Genomic DNA, 19,298 nt, shown 5'->3' with positions numbered 1-19,298 from the left:
GTCGGGCTCCGTCACCGGTTCGGGGCGCATGGGACATTCGTTCGTCAATCCACCGGCGACTGTGACCACGGTCACAACAGGACGAAATGGCCAAGCCCCGCCGCCCCCGCCCGCCCCAAAGGCGGCGCTTTTCGTATCTTCCGGTACCCCCAGGGAGTAACGGCATCAATCGGGTGACATCTGGAACAAAGTACGATGGCTTAACTCGCGTGCTACGCGCGAAGAGTTCCATAAATGTTCCACTTGTCCGTTTTACTCCCCGCTTCACACGCACGGAGCCACCCTCATGGACAACCTGTCCACCGCCGACACCGTTGACGGCGCGATAGAGACCCGCGGTATCGAACCCGTCCCGGACCACGAGCGTCACGGCAGAGTCCGCGAGCTCTTCCCCACCTGGGTCGCGGCGAACATCAGCGTTCTGCTTCTCACCATGGGTGCGGCCCTGGTGGTGTTCAACCAGCTGAACTTCTGGCAGGTGCTGATCGTCGCGGCCTGCGCCGCGGCCATCTCCTTCGGCATGGTCGGCGTCATCTCGGTCTCCGGTAAGTGGGGCGGGGCCCCGGGTGCCACGCTCTCGCGGGCCACCTTCGGGGTGCGCGGCAACCTCTTCCCGGGCGCGATCCTGTGGATCGCCCGGTTCGGCTGGGAGACGATCAACGCGGTCACCGGCGCCTACGCCGTGCTGACCGTGCTCGACCTGCTCTTCGGCATCAAGAGCAACACCGCGCTGATCGTCGTCACGCTGTTCCTCTTCGTCGCCTGCACGTTCCTCGTCTCCGGCATGGGCCGCAAGGCGCTGAACGTCTGCAACACCTGGTCGACGTACCTCTTCGGGATCTTCAGCGTCCTGGTGCTGGGCTACCTGATCGTGCACATCCACTGGAGCGAGGTCTTCTCCAAGCACGCGGGCACCACCGCGATGATGATCGCCGGTGTCGGGACGATCGCCGCCGGCGGCATCAGCTGGGTGCCCACCGGCCCGGACTTCGCCCGCTACCTGCCGCACGCCACCTCCGGCAAGAAGATCGCCGGTGTGACGGTCTCCGGTGCCGGCCTGGTGATGGTGCCGATGGTGCTGATGGGCGCCGTGATGGCGGTGGCCTCCCCCGGCCTGGCCCAGGCCTCGGACCCGGTCTCCTTCCTCGGTGACCTGCTGCCGACCTGGCTGGCCGTGCCGTACCTGCTGACCGCGATCGTCGGCATGCTGCTGATCAACAGCCTCTCGATGTACTCGGCCGGCTTCACCGCCCAGACGATGGGCGTCAAGCTGCCGCGTGCCATGGCCGTGAGCATCAACGCCGTGATCTCGCTGGTCGGCGGTCTGATGCTGATGCTGGTCGCGAAGAGCTTCCTCGGCTCCTTCATCACCTTCCTGATCCTGCTGGCCGTCTCCTTCTCGGCCTGGATCGGCGTCTACGCCGTGGACATGTTCCGGCGCCGGACGCGGGCGGTGCGCTACGACGCCGCCGCGCTGATGGACACCACCCGCACCAGCCGCTACTGGTACAAGGGCGGTTACTGCTGGCAGGCCATGGTCTCCTGGGTGCTCGCGCTGGCCCTCGGGCTCGCCTTCACCAAGTGCGACTGGTTCGCCGGCCCGTTCTCCAGCACCCCGATCGGCAAGTACGGGCTGGCCTGGGCGGCGACCATCGTGATCTCCGCCGCGATCATGGCCGTGCTCCCGGCGCCGCGCGAGAACACCTCGGGCACCGCCGAGGTGAGCGCCGACGCGAAGGCCGAGCAGGCCGAGAGCACCGAGCAGCCGGTCACCGTCTGACGCCCTGCGGCGCGGACACCGGACGCCGAACGCCCCGACCGGCTGGTCGGGGCGTTCGGCGTTCCCGATACGGGGGTGCTGCCCGCCCCCGGGCGCGGCTAGAGTCGGCCGGAGCGACGACACCGACCACCCGCACGCACCCGAGGTACCACGCATGTCTCTGCTGCCCGACGTCTCCGACCTGCCCGACCGCGACCAGCAGCAGCCCCCGGTCACGCTCGACCGGCGCGACGGGCCGCACGGCGAGGTGGTGCTCCGCCGGCGGGGCGGGGACCTGGAGATCATCGCCAACGGCTGCTTCCTGATGGACACCGCCGACGGCCGCTCCGAGCGCCTGCTGATCCAGGCCGCGCTGGACCGGCTCACGGCGGAGCGCCCCGCCGTCCTGATCGGCGGCCTCGGCGTCGGCTTCTCGCTCGCCCACGCCGCCGCCGAGCCGCGCTGGGGGCGCATCGCCGTGGTGGAGCGCGAGGAGGCGATCATCGACTGGCACCGCACCGGGCCGCTGGGCGCCTTCTCCGCCGGGGCGCTGGACGACCCGCGGGTGGCGGTGCTGCACACCGACCTGCTGGCCTACCTGGACGGTCCCGGGACGGACACCGCGACCTACGACGCGCTCTGCCTCGACATCGACAACGGCCCGGACTGGACGGTCACCGAGTCCAACTCCGGCCTCTACCGGCCGGACGGGCTGGCCGCGATCCAGCGCCGGCTCAACCCGGGCGGTGTGCTGGCCGTCTGGAGCGCCCAGCCCTCCGCCGCCTTCGAGCAGGCGCTGCGCGCGGCCGGCTTCGCCGAGGTGCACACCCTGGAGGTCACCGTGGCACGCGGCGTGCCGGACGTGGTGCACCTGGCACGCCGGGTCTGAGCACCGGTTGTCCCTCCGTCGGCCGCCGTTGGTCTGCGGATAGTCTGCGCGCCATGGACACCCACGAATCGCTGCTCGAACTGATCGGCAACACACCACTGGTGCGCCTGCGCACGCCCGACACCAGCGCCGCGGTCTACGCCAAGCTGGAGTACCTGAGCGCGGGCGGCAGCGTCAAGGACCGGATCGGCCTGCGGATGATCGAGGAGGCCGAGCGGTCCGGGGCGCTGCGCCCGGGCGGCACGGTGGTGGAGGCCAGTTCGGGCAACACGGGTGCGGGGCTCGCCATGGTGGCGGCGGCCAAGGGCTACCGGGCGATCGTGGTCCTGCCGGACAAGACGAGCGGCGAGAAGATCGCCACCCTGCGGGCCTACGGCGCCGAGGTGGTGGTCCGGCCCGGCGGGCTGCCGCTGCAGGATCCCGAGCACATCCTGAACGTGGCCACCAGGATCGCCGAGCAGACGCCGGGCGGCTGGTTCGCCGGACAGTACGGCAATCCGGCCAACCCGGAGGCCCACTACCGGACCACCGGGCCGGAGATCTGGCGGCAGACCGACGGACGGATCACCCACCTGGTCTCCTGCGTGGGCACCGGCGGCACCATCAGCGGCACCGGGCGCTTCCTCAAGGAGGCCAGCGGCGGCACGGTGCGGGTGATCGGCGCCGACCCGGCCTCCTCGGTCTACTCCGGCGGCGACGGGCGGCCGTACTTCGTCGAGGCCGCCGGGCGGTTCCGCCACCCCGAGACGACCGAGGACCTCTGGCCGGACTCCTACCACCAGGAGGTGGTGGACGAGATCCTGCCGGTCCCGGACCGCGACTCGCTGCTGACGATCCGCCGGCTCGCCCGCGAGGAGGGGCTGCTGGTCGGCGGCTCGGCCGGCACGGCGGTCACGGCCGCGCTGCGGGTGGCGGCCGGTCTCGGGCCGCAGGAGCTGGTGGTGGTGATCCTGCCGGACTCCGGACGGCAGTACCTGTCCAAGTACTTCAACGACGAGTGGATGCTGCGCCAGGGCTTCCTGGACGGCGACCCGACCGCCCCGCGGGTCGGCGACGCGGTGCCGCAGGCGCTGCGCGAGCACCCGCTGCCGTACCTGCACCACCACAGCACGGTCGGCCAGGCGCTGGAGGTGCTGCGGGCCCGCCGGGACGCGGGGGCCGAGCCGGTGCTGCCGGCCGGCCCGGCGCCGGTCGCCCCCGGCCGCCAGCCCACCACCGCCGAGCTGGCGGGCGCGGTGTCGTTGGAGCAGCTCGCGGCGGCCCTGGCCGAGGGCAGCGCCGCGTCGAGCGATCCGATCAGCGGCCATCTCGGGGCGGCGCTGCCGCTGTTCGGCACCGGTGAGAGCGCGGCGGCGGCGCTCACGGCGCTCGCCGAGCGGGGCGCGGGACCGGCCGTCGTGGTGCACGACGGACACGGGGTCGGGCTGATCGGACCGGCCGAACTGCGGGCGCTGCTGGGGTGACAGCTGCTCGTTGCGATCCCGGAACATCCGACGGGTCTGGTAATGCGACGAGATGTCCACCGTGATTTTCGGACACCGTGGAGTCGCGGGCGCCCGGGACTGTTGCCCGGCGGTGCGCGGCCGGATGCTTGTCCTCGACACGGGCGCCACCGGACGCTCGTCCGGCGGGAACTGTCGGACAAGTCCTAGGAGCATTGATGACGGAGGAACTGACCCTGCTGGCGGAGGCGGGCGCCGCGGCACTGGTCACCGCGATGGCCACCGACCTGTGGCAGGGCACCAGAGAGGCCGCGCTCGGGCTCTTCCACCGGTCCGAGCGCGGGCAGCGCTGTGCGTTCGAGGACCGGCTGGACCGCAACGCCGCGCTGGTCCGGGCCGCCGCCAGCCCGGACACGGTGCGGCGGGCGCTGTTCGGCTTCTGGGCCCAGGAGCTCGCGGCGCTGCTGCGCCAGACCCCGTCCTGTCGCGAGCCGCTGGCCCAGCTGGCCGGCCGGGTCAGCGCGGCCCTGACGGCCGACCAGGTGGAGACCGCCTTCGAGTGACGGCGGGACGAGCGCCCGGTCAGCCGGCGGCGGCCGGTGCCACCACCGCCCGCACCAGGTCCGCGATCCGCGCCTCGTGCGGGCTCGGCGGGCACGGCACACCGTCGAGACTGCGCACCCGGGCCGCGAGGCGGACGCTGGAGAGCAGCCAGATGCCCTCGGCCGCGCGCAACTCCCCGGCGGACAGCCGGGCGTACTCGCACGCCCAGCCCGCCGCGGCGGCCGCCGCGAAGAAGGCCTGGAGCGTGATGCTGGGCAGGATGCCGAGTTCGGGCGCGGGGCTGACCAGCCGGCCGCCGCTGACCAGCAGGACGGCGGCGGTCGGCGCCTCCAGCACGGTGCCGTCCTCGGCGAGGAAGATCGCGTCGTCCGCCTCGTGCTCGCGGGCCCAGCGCTGGGCGGCCATGTTGACCGCGTAGGAGAGCGTCTTGGCGCCGTTCAGCAGCCAGGGCGCCTGGCCGGGCGGGGCGACCACCGTCCCGCGGGTGAGGGTCAGTGCCCGGACGCCGTCGCGGCGCGCGCGCAGGGTGCTGTCCGGGACGGGATCGACGAGCACGTACGCGGTCTCCCGGTCGGTGCCCTCCGGGCCCCGGGTCAGCACCAGCCGGGCGTAGGACTCGCCGGCCGTGCCGTGGTGGGCGGTGCCGACGGCCAACGCGCGCCGCCAGTCGGCCCGGTCGGGTGCGCGCAGGCCGAGCGCGGCGGCCGACCGGGCCAGCCGGTCGAGGTGCGCGTCGAGGTGGACGGGGCGGCCGTCGGCGACCAGCAGCGCCTCGAACACGCCGTCGCCGCGCAGCGCGGCCAAGTCGTCGGCGCGCAGGGCGGGTCGGGTGCGGTCCGCGATGGTGCCGTCCAGCCGCACGAGGGTGCCGGCGGACGGACGGACGTCGGTGCCGGGCACCGCGGCGCCGGGCTGGTCGTCCGGGTGCGGGCACTGGTCGAGGGCCACGGGGGCCGCGGCGCGGGCGTTGTTCTCCATACCGGGCATCCTGCCCGCCGGCCGCGCCGGCCGCCATCGCGGCGAGCCGTGACCGCTGCCGCCGTTCACCCCGCCGGCCCCGCCGCACCGGACCCGCCGGGCACCGGCCGGCCCCGACGTGTCACCGGCCCGCTGTCGGTGGCGCCGAGTACGGTGGCAGTCGACCACGCAGATACCGGGCAGGTGCCGCGCAGGGCCACGGAGGCGACGATGACCAGCTACGTTCTCGTGCCGGGTGCCGACGGCCGGGCCTGGTACTGGCACCGGCTGGTGCCCGAACTGCGCGCGCGGGGGCACCAGGTGGTCACCCTCGACCTGCCCGCCGACCCCGCCGCCGACCTCGACACCTTCGCCGACGCGATCACCGCGGCGATCCACCGGTCGCGAGGAGAGCAGAGCTGTGACCCGCTGGTCGTGGTGGCCCAGTCGCTCGCCGGCTTCTCCGCGCCGCTGGTCTGCGAGCGGCTCCCCGTCGCCGAGTTGGTCCTGCTGAACGCCATGGTCCCGGCGCCGGGCGAGACGGCGGGGCAGTGGTGGGAGCGAACCGGCCAGCCGCAGGCCAGGGCCGCCTACGCCACCACCACCGGCCGGGATCCGCAGGCGGAGTTCGACCTGCGGGTCGACTTCTTCCACGACGTGCCGGACGAGCTGACCGAGTACGCCCTGGCGCACGAGGTCGGCGGGCCCCCGGCCGCGCTGTTCGCCCAGCCCTGGCCGCTGGACGGCTGGCCCGAGGTGCCCACCCGCGTGCTCCAGGGCCGGGAGGACCGCTTCCTGCCCCTGGCGTTCCAACGCCGGGTGGCGCGCGAACGGCTGGGCCTGACCGTCGAGGAGATCCCCGGCGGCCACCTGGCCGCGCTCAGCCGGCCCCGCGAGCTCGCGGCCCACCTGCTCCGGACTGACGACGCATCAGACGATGCAGCAGGGGCAGTCGACCATCACTGACGCCGCCTCATGTGCACGATGGGGCATGTGAGTCGCGCGAGTCACGTGAGGTGCGTCACTTCGGTGAAGGATTAGCGCTTTCCTTGTCCACGTCTGGGTAGCTTGATGGTCGCGCCGAGTGATCGACTGTCGGGGGGCCGCCCTCGGCGTGCCATGAGCCGGGATGCGCGGGGGCCGGCCAGCGAACGGGACCGGCATGCGGACCGGCCCGATCACCAGACGAGCCCGGACAACAGACGGAGGGGACCATGACGTCCGACGCGGGGCACAGCCGGTTCGAAGCGCTTGGCGCGTACCTGCCACCGACGATCCAGTCCACACCCGAGCTGGTCGCCACCGTGGTGAACGTCCCCGACGTGCCGCTGGAGCGGATCACGGGTGTGCGCGAGCGGCGGGTGTACGACCCCCGCCCGGAGGCGGGCGAGGACTCCTACGGACTGGCGCTCAGGGCGGCGCGCAACGCGCTGACCAACTCCCGCTACGACGGGGCCGATCTGGACGTGGTGATCTCGGTCTCGATCACCCGTTTCAAGGACGGCGACGACTTCTACTTCGAGCCCTCCTTCGCCGGGCTGCTGGCCAAGGAGCTGGGCGCCCGGCGGGCGATCCACTTCGACCTGTCCAACGCCTGCGCCGGCATGATGTCCGGCGTCTACCTGCTGGACCGGATGATCCGGGCCGGGATGGTGCGCACCGGCCTGGTGGTCAGCGGCGAGCAGTGCACCCGGGTCGCCCAGACCGCCGCCCGCGAGATGGCCGACTCCTACGACGCGCAGTTCGCCTCGCTGTCGGTCGGCGACTCGGCGGTCGCCGTGGTGCTCGACCGCTCGGTGGACGAGGCCGACCGGATCCACTACGTGGACCTGACGACCTCCTCCGAGTTCTCCCACCTGTGCCTGGGCATGCCCAGCGACCGGAGCGAGGGCATCGCCCTCTACACCGACAACAAGAAGATGCACAAGGAGGACCGGCTGCGCCTGTGGCCGTCCTTCCACGGGGACCAACTCGCCAAGCAGAGCCGTACGTTCGCCGACGAGGCGTTCGACTACGTGATCCAGCACCAGGTCGGCACCCGCTTCGTGGAGTTCATGAACGCCACCGGGGCCAAGGAGTTCGGCACCGACACCCCCGAATCCCTCACCGGCTGCGAGGTGTTCGGCAACACCGCCACCACCTCGCACTTCCTGGTCCTGCACAAGCACCTGACCGAGGGCACCGCCCGCCAGGGGGCCAAGTTCCTGATGGTCCCGGCCGCCTCCGGAATCGTCGTCGGCGCCCTGTCCGCAACCATCACCAACCTGGGGGTGTGACCCGTATGACCACCGTCATCAAGGCCGCCACGACCACCACCGCACCGGCCGACGAGGCCGCCTCCGCGGTGCTCCTGGCCGGGCGCGCCGCCCAGGACTGCCTGACCGAGGCCCAGTTGTCCCCCGACACGGTGGGCGTGCTGATCAACGTCGGCGTGTACCGCGAGAACAACACCTTCGAACCCGCCATCGCCGCCCTGGTGCAGAAGGAGGTGGGCATGAACCTGGACTACCTGGCCCACCGGGTGCCGGGAGCCGCCGCCTTCTCCTTCGACCTGATGAACGGCGCCTGCGGCGTGCTCAACGCGATCCAGGTCGCCCAGGCGCTGCTCAGCACCGGCAGCACCGAGCGGGTCCTGGTGACCGCCGCCGACGTGCACCCCGGCGGGCGCGCCGCGCTGGACGCCGACTACCCGTACGCCGACCTCGGCGCCGCGCTGCTGCTGGAGCGCTCGGCGCAGGCCGAGGGCGGCTTCGGACGGGTCCAGCTCGCCGGCTCCGAGCAGCCGTCGGCCATCGCCGGCTACCTGCCGACCGCCGGCATGGGCAGCACCGGGCGCGGCCGGATAGCCGTCCGGCGCGACGAGGGCTTCGCCGACCAGCTGCTCGACCTGGCCGCCGAGACCGCGACCGACTACGCGCGGGCCGAGGGGATCGACCTGCACCGCACCCTGGTGGTCGCCTCCCGGCCCACCGCGGACTTCGGCGCCCTGCTCGCCGAACGGCTGGGCCTGCCCGCCACGCTGGTGCTGACCCCCGAGCTGCCGCAGGGCACCACCGGCCTGCCGCACACCGCCGCCCCGATCCTGGGCTACCTGCAGGCCGTCGAGCAGGGGCTGCCGGCCGGCGTGGACCAGTTCCTGTTCCTGGCCGCGGGCGCCGGACCGAGCGTCGCCTGCGTCAGCTACCGCCCGCAGGACGCCAGTTGAGCACCACCCAGGAGTCGGTCAGCGCCGACCTCGGCCTCGCCGAGCAACTGGCGCGCAACGCCCGGGCGTTCCCCGAGAAGACCGCGATCAGCTACCCGGACGGCCGCGAGTCCGACGGCAGCGTCCGCTACCGCCATCTGACCTACCGTCAACTGCAGTCCGACGTCGAGCGCTTGTCGGCCGCCTTCACCGCGCTCGGGATCGAGCACGGCACCAAGACGGTGCTGATGGCCCAGCCCGGCCCGGACCTGTTCGCGCTGCTCTTCGCACTGCTGCGCAACGGCGCGGTGCCGGTCGTGGTGGACCCCGGCATGGGCATCCGGCGGATGCTGCACTGCTACCGGGCGGTGGGCGCCGAGGCGTTCATCGGGCCGCCGCTGGCCCACGCGGTGCGGGTGCTGGGCCGGCGCGCCTTCGCCCAGGTCCGCACCAACGTCACGCTGGGCCGCCGGTGGGGCTGGGGCGGCCGCACCCTGACCGAACTGCGCACCGGCGGCCGACGGCTCACGAGCCGCTCCGCGACTCCCGCCGCGGCTCCCGCGGTGCACGGCGAGGACCTGATGATGATCGGGTTCACCACCGGCAGCACCGGGCCCGCCAAGGGCGTGGAGTACACCCACGAGATGATGGCGGCGATGGCCCGCGCGGTGCAGAGCGCGCACGGGCGCCACCGCGAGGAGGTCTCGTTCGTCACGCTGCCGCTCTACGGCGTCCTCGACCTGCTCTTCGGCTCCACCCTGGTGCTGGCGCCGGTGGGGCCGGCCAAGGTCGGCAAGGCCGACCCGGCCCTGCTGGTGGCGGCGATGACCGAGCACCGCACCTCCACCATGTTCGCCTCGCCCGCCCTGCTGCGGCTGCTCGGCGGCTATCTGATGAAGCGTCAGCAGCCGGGTGGCGCAACGGAGCTGCCCGACCTGCGCAGCGTGGTCTCCGGCGGCGCCCCGGTGCCGCCGCAGGTGGTCGCCGAACTGCGGCAGGTGCTCGACGAGAAGAGCGCGATCCACGTGACCTACGGCGCCACCGAGGCGCTGCCGATCACCTCGATCGAGTCCGCCGAGATCCTGGGCGAGACCGCCGCCCGGGCCCAGCTCGGCGCCGGGACCTGCGTGGGGCGCCCGGTGCCCGGGACCGAGGTGCGGATCGTCCGGGTATCGGACGAACCGCTGCCGGAGTGGCACGCGGAGCTCGAGGTCGCGGACGGGACGGTCGGCGAGATCGTGGTGGCCGGCGCCTCCGTCAGCGCCGGCTACCACGCGGCCCCGAAGGCGGACGCCTCGCACAAGATCCGCGACGAGGCCACCGGCCTGGTCTGGCACCGCACCGGCGACCTCGGCCACCTGGACGACGAGGGCCGCCTGTGGTTCGGCGGGCGCAAGGCCCAGCGGGTCCGCACCGCCACCGGCGACCTGCACACCGTGCGCTGCGAGGGCGTGTTCAACGCCCATCCACTGGTGCGGCGCACCGCGCTGGTCGGCGTCGGCGAGCCGGGCGCGCAGCGGCCGGTGGTCTGTGTGGAGACCGAGGACGGCGTCACCGACGACCAGTGGATCGCGCTGGTACCGGAGTTGCGCTCGCTGGCCGAGGGCGTGCCGCAGACGGCCGCGCTGGACGTCTTCCTGCGCCACCCCGGCTTCCCGGTGGACATCCGGCACAACGCCAAGATCGGGCGCGAGCAGCTGGCCCGCTGGGCCGGACGGCAGTTGCACCCCGACCGCGCCCGGATCTGGGCCCTGCGGGCCGTCCCGCTGGCCGGCTGGGCCTACCTGGCGGCCGGGGTGGTCCACCCGGTCGACCGGACGGCCCTGAAGGCCCTGTGGTGGACCGACGCCTTCCTGAGCGTGGTGGTGCACGCCGCCCAGATCCCGCCGGCGCTGCCCAAGGGACGGGCGGCCGGATACGGGCCGTGGGCCACCGGGGCGCTCACCATGCTCTACGGCGCCACCTGGTGGAAGCAGCTGCCGGCACCGGGCACCCCGCGCCAGGGCCGACGCGGCCGGTCGCCCGCGACACCCGGCGGCACGCCCGCGACGCCCGTCGGCACGAGGGGGGCGGCCCGATGAAGGTCCTGGTGACCGGTGCCTCCGGCTTCCTCGGTGGCCACCTGGTCGACGGCGCGCTGCGGGCCGGGCACGAGGTGCGTGCCCTGGTCCGCCCGACCAGCGACCTCTCCTACCTCGCCACCCTGCCCGACGTGGAACTCACCTACGGCGACCTGGGCGACGCCGACTCGCTGCGCGAGGCGGTCAAGGGCGTGGACGTGGTGCACCACAGTGCCGCGCGGGTGGAGGAGCACGGCACCCGGGCCCAGTTCACCGAGGAGAACATCGGCGGCACCACCCGGCTGCTGACGGCGGCCCGGGAGGCCGGCGCGCAGCGGTTCGTCTTCATCAGCAGCCCCAGCGCACTGATGGGACGCTCCGACGGGGACCGGCTGGACATCGACGAGTCCACCCCCTACCCCGACCGCTGGCACAACCTCTACTCGGAGACCAAGGCCATCGCCGAGCGGCGGGTGCTGGCCGCCGACCGGCCCGGCTTCACCACCCTCTCGCTGCGCCCGCGCGGCATCTGGGGTCCGCGCGACCACTCCGGCTTCGTGCCGCGGATGGTGGGCAAGATGCTCACCGGCAACCTGCCCGACCTGTCCGGCGGCAAGCGGGTGCTGGTGTCGCTGTGCCACTGCGACAACGCGGTCGAGGCCGCGCTGCGGGCCGCCGAGGCCCCGGCCGAACGGGTCGGCGGACGGGCGTACTTCATCGCCGACCAGGAGCAGACCGACCTGTGGGCCTTCCTGGCCACACTGGCCGGCCTGTTCGGCGGCCGGCCGCCGACCCGGCGGATCCCGCCGCTGGTCCGCGACGCCCTGGTGGAGGCGATCGAACTGCTCTGGCTGATCCCGCCGTTGGCGGCGAGCCGGCAGCGTCCGCTGAGCCGCTACACGGTGGCGCTGCTCACCCGCTCCACCACCTACCGCACGGCGGCGGCCGAACGGGACTTCGGCTACGTTCCCGTGACGGACCAGGAGACCGGTCTGGCCCGGCTGCTGGAGTGGGTCCAATCGATCGGCGGCGCCGAGGAGTTCGCCCGGCCGGGCCACTGAGCGGCTGAGCGGCTGAGCGGCTGAGCGGCTGAAACTCCCGCAACACCCGGAACACCCGGTGGCACCGCACGACATCCCGTGGCCGGCGAGAACGGCCGGAAAGGCTCTGATGGCTTCCAACGACACGACACCGAGCGGCCGTTCGCAGCGGGAGGCGGTCTTCCGGCGTCCGGTGTCGCCGCCCGAGTGGTTCTACCTCGCCGCCCAGCGGCTGGGTCGGGCCATGGTGCAGCAGTTGGTCGTCGAGGGAGACCCCGGAAGCGAGCCGACCCCGCAGGCACTGCGTGCGGCGGTGGCGCAGGCCGCCGTGGCCTGCCCCGGCTCGCGGCTGGTGCGCCGGGGCCGCCACTGGGTCGACTCCGGCCGCCCGCCGCAGGTCCTGGTGGCCGCGCCCGGCAGCGCGCCGGATGCCGAACTGCGCACCGGCACCGCGGTCCTGGCCGAGCCGCTGGACGCGGAGGCAGGGGTCGGCTGCGAGGTCGTGCTGCTGCCCGGCGCGGCGGATCGGCCCAGTGCGCTGCTCTTCCGGGTCAGCCATGCCGTGATGGACGGGCACGGCGCGCAGCTGTGGGTGCAGGAGGTGTTCCGGGCGCTGCGCGGCGAGCAGCCCAGGCCCGCCCGCTCGCCGCTGACCGACCAGCGGCTGCTCGCGGAGGTCGGCGCCACCGGGCGGCGCCCCGCCCTGCTGCTCGACCAGCCCTCACCGCTGGGGCCCCTCCAGGGGGCCGCCGCCGGGCGCCCCGGCGCGGTGTGGCGGCGGCGCACGCTGCCCGGCCGGCACCGCTCGCTCACCGCCCGGCTGGCCCAGGCGTTCGCCGATGCCACGGGCGCGCCCCGGGCCCGGCTGATGGTGCCGGTCGACCTGCGCCGCCACATCGCCACCGGAGCCGCGGCCACCGGCAACCTGAGCCTGCCCGTCTTCCTGGACCTGCCCCGCGGCGGTGACTGGCGCACCGCCCACGCGGAGCTGCTCGGCGCCCTCGCCGAGCACCGCGAGCTGTCCGGCGGCTTCGAGAGCGGCCTGGCCCGGCTGCCGTTGCCGGTGGCCACCGAACTGCTGCGCGCGGGCCAGGCGGTGGCGTCGCGCCGGGACCGGCACATGGCCTCGGCGATCGTCTCCCACCTGGGCCGGGCCGAGCTGTCGCACTACTCGGGCGGCGGCTTCACCGCGCGCTCGCTCTACCTGCTGCCGGTGCACGCGCCACTGGTGCCGGTCTCCTGCGCGGCGGTCGAGCTGGCGGACCGCACCGAAGTCACCGTGAGCTGCCAGGGGCCCGACCGCGACCTCGGCGAGCGCGCCGACGAGCTGATGGACCGGCTGGCCGCGACGATCACCGGGTCGGCGCCCGCCGCGGCCGCCCGCCGCACCGCTCCCGACGCCACCGCACCTGAAGCCGCCACGCCCGCAGCCAGGACCGCCACTCCCCCCGCCGCCGCACCCGAACGCACCGCACCCGACGCCACCGTGGTCGAGCTGTTCCGCGCGCAGGCGGCCCGGACGCCGCAGGCCGTCGCGCTCGACGGCCCCGCCGGCCCGGTCAGCTACGCCGAGCTGGACCGCCGCTCGGACGCGGTGGCCGCGGAGCTGCTGCGCCGCGGCACCGCGCGGGCGGCCGTGGTCGGGCTGCTCGTCGAGCGCTCCCCGGCCGGCCTGGCCGCACTCTGGGGCATCCTCAAGGCCGGGGCCTGCTACCTCCCGCTGGACCCGCGACACCCGGACGCCCGGATCGCCGAGGTGCTCCAGGAGGCGGGTGCAGTCGCCTGCCTGACGGAGCGTCATCTTGAGCACCGGCTCACCGCCGCCACCGACACCCACGTCCTGGCCGTCGAGTCCATCCTGACGGCCGCGACCGAGGCCGCTGCCCCCACCACCGCCCCCGCGATCGATCCGGCGCAGCTCGCCTACGTGATCTACACCTCGGGCTCCACCGGTCGCCCCAAGGGCGTCCAGATCGAGCACCGCAGTCTGGCCGCCTTCGCCCAGTGGGCCACCGAGCTGTGCGGGATCGACGCGGACACCCGGTTCGCCTTCCTCGGCTCGTACTCCTTCGACGTCTCCGCCTTCCCGATCTTCCTGCCGCTGCTGCACGGCGGCACGATCGTGCTCGTCCCCGACGAGCCGAGCCGCCCCGCGCTGCACGAGCTGGTGACCCGGCACCGGCCCGACACGTTCGCGATCACCCCCTCCCACCTGGAGCTGATCGAGCACTACGACCTCGAACTCACCGGTGTGCGCACCCTGATGGCCGTCGGCGAGCAGTTCACCCGGGCCGCCGCCGACCGGGCCCGGCGCCGGGTCGGACCCGACACCCGGATCATCAACGGGTACGGCCCCACCGAGGCGACGGTGATCTGCCTGGCCCACGTCCTCGACGGCAGCGAGAGCGGACCGGTCGTGCCGATCGGGCTCCCCGGCCCGTTCGCGCAGGTCGAGCTCGTCGAGCTGGTCGACGGCGAGGAGCAGCCGATCGGCCCCGAGCGCACCGGCGCGGTGGGCGAGATCCTGGTCTCCGGGCTCCAGTTGGCGCGCGGCTACCTCGGCCGTCCGGACCTGGACGCCGAGCGGTTCCCGGTCGGCGCCGACCAGCTGCGCCGCTACCGCACGGGCGACCTGGCCCGCCGACTGCCGGGCGGCGCACTGGAGTTCATCGGCCGCAACGACGACCAGGTGAAGATCGCCGGCCACCGGATCGAACCCGCCGAGGTCCAGGCCGTCCTGGAGCGCCACCCGGCCGTGCGCCGGGCCGGCGTGGTGGCCCGCACCCGCTCCGGTGGCTCGGTGGCACTGTGCGCGTACGTACTGCCCGCCACGGACCAGAGCGAGGCCCACAGCGAGGCCGAACTCCCCGCCATCCTGCGCGAGTTCACCGCCGAGCTGCTGCCCGCCCACCTGGTGCCCGCGGTCGTGCTGGTGGTCGCCGAACTCCCCAGCACGGTCAGCGGGAAGACGGACTTCGCCGCCCTGCCGGATCCGTTCGCCGGGGAGGCCGATCCGTCCGCCGACGCCTCCGCCGACGAGCCCTCCGACTCAACCCCGCCCACCGCCGAAGCCGCCGGGCCCGCCGAGGCCGCCGAACCGGAGCAGTCGGACGTCACGGACCGGTTGACCGCACTGTGGTCCCGGATGCTCGGCACCGACCGGGCCCGGCTCGGCCCCGACTCCGACTTCCAGGAGCTGGGCGGCGATTCGCTCGCGGTCCTGGAGATGCTCTCCACCATCGCCGACGAGCTGCTCACCGCCCCGCAGGCGAGCCTGTTCACCACCGACCTGCGCGACCACCTCGCCGAGTTGACCATCCAGCGGGTCGGTGATGCGATCCACCGCGCCCGGCGGACCGCCCCGCGCCAGGCCACCGGAGCGTCGGCGTGATCCTCGTCGGAAGCGGCGCGCTGCTCAAGCGGGCCACCACCCATGCGCTGGCCACCGGCCACCGGGTCGACCTGGTGGTCACCAACGACCCGGCCGACGCCCCCGCGGGCGGGGTCCCCCACCTGGTGACCACCGACGTCAACACCGAAGCGGAGCAACTGACCGCCCGCTGCACCGACGGCGTGGTCTGGTCGATCAACAACTGGATGATCTTCCGCGCGCCCGTGCTCGACTCCGGCCTGCGGATCTACAACATCCACAACGGCCTGCTCCCGCAGCACCGCGGCCTGCCCTCGGCCGCCATCGCCTACGCCCTGCTGCAGGGCCACGCCGAGTACGGCGCCACCCTCCACCAGGTCGACGCGGGCATCGACACCGGCCAGGTACTGGCCGAGCAGCCCTTCCCGATCGCCCCCGACGCCCGCTACCACCAGGTCCTGCTCCGCGGCATCCAGGCCTGCCACCAGCTCTTCCAGCGCACCCTGCCCGCCATCGCCGCCGGCCACCCGCCCGAGCCGCCGCTGCCCCGCACCCCCCTCCCCGGCGCCTACTACGGCCGCAGGTCCCTGTGCGAACTCCCCGCCCACGCCGCCCATCCCGCCTACCCCCGCGCCACCGACGTCGGCGTCGCCGCCCCCTTCGTCCCCGAACTCGTCACGGCCCTGAGCGCCCCGAGCCCCTGACCCCCTGCCCCCTGCGTCGTGGCGTTCCGGCAGATCGGCACCGACGGCGGACTGCTGGTGCTGTGACCGGGATGGTCCACCGTGATCGGAAGGCGGCCCGCGGGACGAGCGCACGCGAAACGGCTGTTACGCTGGGGCATGCAGGAAGAGACCGCTCGCTCCGCGATCGACACGTTCATCTCCGCGTTCAACGCCTCGGACGACAGCTATGTGACTGCCCTGCTCTCCCAGGCCCTGACCTCGGACGTGGTCTTCTGGGGGCCGTTGGGCCGCAGCGAAGGCATCGCGGCGGTCGAGCGGTTCGTGCTGGACATCCGGCACCACCCGGCGGGGACCGGCAGGATGGTGCGCTGCTCAGAGGTGGACATGCCTGACGAGTGGGCCCGGTACCGGTGGGTCTTCACCATGCCGGATGGAGGCCCCCGCCTGGCGGGAACGGATGTCGTCCATCTGCGGCGGAGCCTCATCGACCAGGTCATCGTCTTTGCGGGCGAGATCGAGCCGTTCGCCTCCTGAGTCGTCCTCCTGTCGCTGTCCTTCTCCTGAACTTCCCGTTCGACCCCACCGAGGGTCCGGGCCAGGTCTGGCCCAGCCACATCATCGACCACGAGGGCAACGAGATGATGCGCCCGTACGCGCCGACCTTCTGACGCCCGGCCGTGCCGCCCTGAGGCCCGCACCGATTCGACGGTCGGGTTTCAGGGCCTGTCCGGGGGCATCCGGTGGGCCGCAGGACAGACCGCCCAGCGCGCCGCCGCCGAACAGCAGGGTCCGGAACGCCGCCGTCATCCGTCCCATCATCGACTGCGGCGTCACGGCCTGGCGCAGGCTGACGATGACGACCCCGGCCACGCCGAGGCCCAGGTAGGTGGTGAAGAAGGACAGCACGAAGATCCCGGTCATCACCGGTCGTGGCCCGGTGGCGGCGGGGATCAGGGCGGGGCCGAGCAGCAGGGCGGCCTGGGCGACCAGGTAGACCCGCCCGAGCGGGAACCGCGCGATGACCTTCCGCGAGATCAGCGCGCCGATCAGGCCGCCGACGGAGGCGGTCGCGAAGACGGCGCCGAGGTCGCCACCGCGCTGCAGCACCGCTGCACCGTCCTGGCCGACGCCCTGGCCCGCGAGCTGCCCGACTGGACGCTCCTGCGCCTGCCCGAGGGCGGCCTGCACCTGTGGCTGCGCCTTCCGCCGGGCCTCACGGAGGCGGAGGTCGCGGACGCGGCGCCGGCGCACCGGATCACCGTCAACCCCGGCCACCAGTACTTCCCGGCCGAGCCACCCGCCGCGCATCTGCGCCTCGGCTTCGCCGCCGCGGCCGAACCCGCCGACCTCACCGAAGCCGCCGCCCGGCTGGCCGCCGCCGTGGGCGGGTGGGCGGGTAGGTGAGTAGGCGGGTCAGCGCAGCGCCCCCGCACATCACACGGTCGGGTCGGAAAACCGCCGGACAGCCTCCGCCCCGACCTGCTGAACTGGCGTCATGACAAACCTGCACGACAAGGCCGTCCTCTTCCGCTCCCTGCACGCCGGTGACCAGGTGCTGGCCCTCGCCAACGTCTGGGACGCGGCCAGCGCCCGGCTGGTCGAAGCCGCCGGAGCCCGCGCGATCGCCACCACCAGCGCCGGGGTCTGCTGGGGGCTGGGCGCCGCCGACGGCGGCCGGCTCGGCCGCGACCAGGCCCTCGACCTGATCGCCCGGGTCACGTCCGCGGTCCGGGTCCCGGTGACGGCCGACATCGAGAACGGCTACGCGGACACCGCGGACGGCGTGGCCGAGACCGTCGCCGGCGTACTGGCCGCCGGGGCCGTGGGCGTCAACCTGGAGGACGCCCACCACTTCGGCGACAGCCCGCTGCGCGCCGTCGCCGACCAGTGCGAGCGGATCGCCGCCGCCCGGGCCGCCGCCGACGCGGCCGGGATCCCGCTCTTCGTCAACGCGCGCGTCGACACCTACCTGTGCGCCGTCGGCGACCCCGCCACCCGGCTGCGCGAGACCCTGGACCGGGCCACGGCCTATGTCGCGGCGGGCGCCGACGGCGTCTTCGTCCCCGGCGTCACCGACCCGCGGACCGTCACGGCCCTGGCCGGCGGCCTGGCGGTCCCGCTCAACGTGCTGGCCGGCCCGGGAGCCCCCACCGTCGCCGAGCTCGGCCGGCTCGGCGCGGCCCGGGTCAGCCTCGGCTCCTCGGTCGCCGAGGCCGCCTACGCGGTCGCCCGCCGCGCCGCCGAGGAGCTGTTCGGCGCGGGCACCTACACCGCGCTCGCCGAGCCGATCGCCTACCACGACCTCAACTCCCTCATGCACGCCCCCCGGTAGCGCCGACGGCTCCAGCCACCCGAACGGCCGTCCGGCGGCCCGGCACGGGCTCGTGCGTTCGCGAGCGGCGAGAAGGACCGGCAGCGATGCGGGCAATCATGGCGAACTCATCGTCCAAGAGGTGTTCCGCTGCCGGTTGTTGGCCCATCATGAGCTACCCCTGCACACAGCGTGCGGGACCGGGCCGCAAGGAGTGATCGACTCGATGGCGTGGAACCCGAGGAACACCCGAGTGGATGGTGCGCTCGCCTGGACGGACGGCGCGGTGGCCGTGCGGACGAACCACCGGCCGGCGCCGGAGACGGTCGACCGGGCCGGCTCGTGCAGCGTGCAGGCGATCACGGAACTGACCGACGCGGAGCGTGAGTTGGGTCTGGCACTGTACCGGTTACGGGCGGAGGGCGGACTGTCCCTCAGAGCCCTGGCGAAGCTGATGGGGTACAGCGCGCACAGCGTGTTCGCCGACGTGGAGAAGGCCCGGCGGTTTCCCTCCGAGTCGCTGATCCGCTGCTACGAGGAGCACTTCGACGTGCCGCCGGACTCCTTGATGGCCCTGCGCCGGCGGGCGCTGCGCGAGCGGGCCGTGCGGCTCACCGCGCGGTTCGCCGCCGCCAGCTCGGCCGGGCCCTCGCCGACGCCATCGCCGTCGCCGTCGGCCTCACCGTCGCCGTCACCGGCGCTGGCCGTGGCGCCGGTGGTGGCGCCTGCGCGGCCGTTGCCGACCGGCGGCACTCGCTTCGGCGCCGCCGTCCACGGCCTGCTCCCGTACCTGAGAAGAACCGGGCGATGTCTGGCGCGCACCCTGCGCGCGGGCCGGTCCTGGCCGCGCCGCCCCCGCTGACCTCGCCGGACGTCCCCGCGGGTCGCTGCAGGTCCCGTACGTCCTCGCACGTCCCCGCACGTTCCTGTACGTCCCCGCACATCCCCGCACATCCCCGGGGACCGTTGGCCCGTGCGGCCGGGCCCGGCAGAGCCCGGCCGCACGGTGGCGTCGGCGGCACCGGAGCATCGCTCC

Annotated in this window: 16 protein-coding genes; 14 read left to right on the top strand and 2 right to left on the bottom strand. The window is 73.9% G+C overall.

Annotated features, from left to right (window positions below; all coding sequences use genetic code 11):
- The first annotated feature begins 286 nt into the window (after nucleotides 1-286).
- The 4 genes from OG294_RS34590 to OG294_RS34575 all read left to right on the top strand — a co-directional run bounded on the left by OG294_RS34590 (nucleotide 287) and on the right by OG294_RS34575 (nucleotide 4,653).
- Nucleotides 287-1,780, top strand: a complete 1,494-nt coding sequence (locus OG294_RS34590) for a purine-cytosine permease family protein (protein ID WP_327070506.1) — start codon at nucleotides 287-289, stop codon at nucleotides 1,778-1,780.
- 154 nt (nucleotides 1,781-1,934) lie between these two features.
- Nucleotides 1,935-2,648 (top strand): spermidine synthase, encoded by a 714-nt coding sequence (locus OG294_RS34585; RefSeq protein WP_327070505.1) that lies wholly within the window; start codon nucleotides 1,935-1,937, stop codon nucleotides 2,646-2,648.
- Nucleotides 2,649-2,701: 53 nt separating this feature from the next.
- A complete protein-coding gene (locus tag OG294_RS34580) occupies nucleotides 2,702-4,111 on the top strand; it encodes a PLP-dependent cysteine synthase family protein (protein ID WP_327070504.1) in 1,410 nt (469 codons plus the stop codon).
- A 197-nt stretch (nucleotides 4,112-4,308) separates the two neighbouring features.
- Nucleotides 4,309-4,653: a hypothetical protein gene (locus OG294_RS34575; protein WP_327070503.1), complete on the top strand. Its 345-nt coding sequence runs from the start codon at nucleotides 4,309-4,311 to the stop codon at nucleotides 4,651-4,653.
- A gap of 19 nt (nucleotides 4,654-4,672) precedes the next feature.
- Here the strand turns inward: OG294_RS34575 and OG294_RS34570 are convergent, their stop codons facing one another.
- Nucleotides 4,673-5,632 (bottom strand): aminodeoxychorismate lyase, encoded by a 960-nt coding sequence (locus OG294_RS34570; protein WP_327070502.1) that lies wholly within the window; start codon nucleotides 5,630-5,632, stop codon nucleotides 4,673-4,675.
- Nucleotides 5,633-5,842: 210 nt separating this feature from the next.
- Here OG294_RS34570 and OG294_RS34565 point away from each other — a divergent pair, with 210 nt between their 5' ends.
- From OG294_RS34565 to OG294_RS34530, 8 genes are all read left to right on the top strand, one after another.
- Entirely contained in the window at nucleotides 5,843-6,577 is a 735-nt protein-coding gene (locus tag OG294_RS34565; RefSeq protein ID WP_327070501.1) for an alpha/beta fold hydrolase, read from the top strand.
- 248 nt (nucleotides 6,578-6,825) lie between these two features.
- Complete coding sequence (locus OG294_RS34560; RefSeq protein WP_327070500.1) at nucleotides 6,826-7,887, top strand: 3-oxoacyl-ACP synthase III family protein; 1,062 nt, start codon at nucleotides 6,826-6,828, stop codon at nucleotides 7,885-7,887.
- Nucleotides 7,888-7,892: 5 nt separating this feature from the next.
- On the top strand, nucleotides 7,893-8,816 hold the full coding sequence (locus tag OG294_RS34555) for a hypothetical protein (protein ID WP_327070499.1): 924 nt from the start codon (nucleotides 7,893-7,895) through the stop codon (nucleotides 8,814-8,816).
- Nucleotides 8,813-10,876: a fatty acid CoA ligase family protein gene (locus tag OG294_RS34550; protein ID WP_327070498.1), complete on the top strand. Its 2,064-nt coding sequence runs from the start codon at nucleotides 8,813-8,815 to the stop codon at nucleotides 10,874-10,876. Before OG294_RS34555 ends, OG294_RS34550 begins: the two co-directional genes overlap by 4 nt.
- Nucleotides 10,873-11,916, top strand: coding sequence for an NAD-dependent epimerase/dehydratase family protein (locus OG294_RS34545; RefSeq protein WP_327070497.1), 1,044 nt, complete (start codon nucleotides 10,873-10,875; stop codon nucleotides 11,914-11,916). Before OG294_RS34550 ends, OG294_RS34545 begins: the two co-directional genes overlap by 4 nt.
- 109 nt (nucleotides 11,917-12,025) lie before the next feature.
- Entirely contained in the window at nucleotides 12,026-15,286 is a 3,261-nt protein-coding gene (locus tag OG294_RS34540; protein ID WP_327070496.1) for a non-ribosomal peptide synthetase, read from the top strand.
- Nucleotides 15,283-15,969, top strand: a complete 687-nt coding sequence (locus OG294_RS34535) for a formyltransferase family protein (RefSeq protein WP_327070495.1) — start codon at nucleotides 15,283-15,285, stop codon at nucleotides 15,967-15,969. Before OG294_RS34540 ends, OG294_RS34535 begins: the two co-directional genes overlap by 4 nt.
- A gap of 138 nt (nucleotides 15,970-16,107) precedes the next feature.
- Nucleotides 16,108-16,485, top strand: coding sequence for a nuclear transport factor 2 family protein (locus OG294_RS34530; RefSeq protein ID WP_327070494.1), 378 nt, complete (start codon nucleotides 16,108-16,110; stop codon nucleotides 16,483-16,485).
- A gap of 81 nt (nucleotides 16,486-16,566) precedes the next feature.
- On the opposite strand, the gene OG294_RS34525 is transcribed toward OG294_RS34530, so the two are convergent.
- A complete protein-coding gene (locus OG294_RS34525; RefSeq protein WP_327070493.1) occupies nucleotides 16,567-17,139 on the bottom strand; it encodes a hypothetical protein in 573 nt (190 codons plus the stop codon).
- Between the two features lie 307 nt (nucleotides 17,140-17,446).
- Here OG294_RS34525 and OG294_RS34520 point away from each other — a divergent pair, with 307 nt between their 5' ends.
- Complete coding sequence (locus tag OG294_RS34520; protein WP_327070492.1) at nucleotides 17,447-18,283, top strand: isocitrate lyase/PEP mutase family protein; 837 nt, start codon at nucleotides 17,447-17,449, stop codon at nucleotides 18,281-18,283.
- A 232-nt stretch (nucleotides 18,284-18,515) separates the two neighbouring features.
- Nucleotides 18,516-19,124 (top strand): helix-turn-helix domain-containing protein, encoded by a 609-nt coding sequence (locus OG294_RS34515; protein WP_327070491.1) that lies wholly within the window; start codon nucleotides 18,516-18,518, stop codon nucleotides 19,122-19,124.
- The last annotated feature ends 174 nt before the right edge of the window (nucleotides 19,125-19,298 follow it).

Origin of the sequence: Kitasatospora sp. NBC_01302, from assembly GCF_035976515.1 — a bacterium.
GTDB lineage: Bacteria > Actinomycetota > Actinomycetes > Streptomycetales > Streptomycetaceae > Kitasatospora.
This window is presented reverse-complemented; position numbering and strand designations above follow the sequence as displayed.